The following is a 626-nucleotide window of genomic DNA, read 5'->3' as shown; positions in this document are numbered from 1 at the left end:
TGGGCAGAAGCCATTCGTGACGAACCCCCGCCCGCTACACTCCCACCGCTCGACGTTTCCCCAGGTCAAGCCACGAAGTACTGCTGGAGTACTAGGGCGTTGGCCCAGCCGAGGAGTTGGAAGTCCGCGTGCGAGGCGAGCGCTGCTCCGGCCAGCAGCGAGCCTGCGCCGACGCCGATGTTGAACATGGCGCGCCAGGTTGCCAGCCAGCGGTCCCGGTGCCCTTCCGGTGCCAGGGTGGCGGCCATCATCGGGAACGCCGCCTGTTCGACGCGGTTGCCGAGCGCCAGCACGGCGCAGAGCACCACGAACAGTGAAAGCGGGGGCCGGACGCTGAACAGCGCGAAACAGGCGGCCCGGGCCAGCGCCGCTGCGACCAGGACACGGCGTGCCCCGATCCGGTCCGCCGCCCGTCCCACCACCAGCAGGAACGGCAGCACCCCCAGGGCGGTGGCGAATGCCACCGTGCCGACGCCGACGGCGTTGACCAGACCGGCGGCGGCGAAGAGCGGTGGGGGGCCCGGGGGGGCCCGCGGCACCGAGGGGGGGGGGCGCGGCGGGGGGGGCGGCCGGGTCAGGCCGGGTTTCCCTTGGGCGTCCGGTCGGCGCGGGTGCGCCGCCAGCGG

1 protein-coding gene is annotated in these 626 nt (G+C 74.1%); it reads right to left on the bottom strand.

Features of this window, described 5'->3' with window-relative positions:
- Window positions 1-65: 65 nt before the first annotated feature.
- Window positions 66-626 (bottom strand): MFS transporter (locus ACFC02_RS39930; RefSeq protein WP_376367502.1); only part of this gene is annotated, 561 nt, incomplete at its 5' end.

The organism is Streptomyces sp. NPDC056160 (assembly GCF_042268205.1).
In the GTDB taxonomy this organism is placed as follows: Bacteria; Actinomycetota; Actinomycetes; order Streptomycetales; family Streptomycetaceae; genus Streptomyces.
Note: the sequence above shows the minus strand (reverse complement) of the source record. Positions and strands in the feature narration are given on the sequence as shown.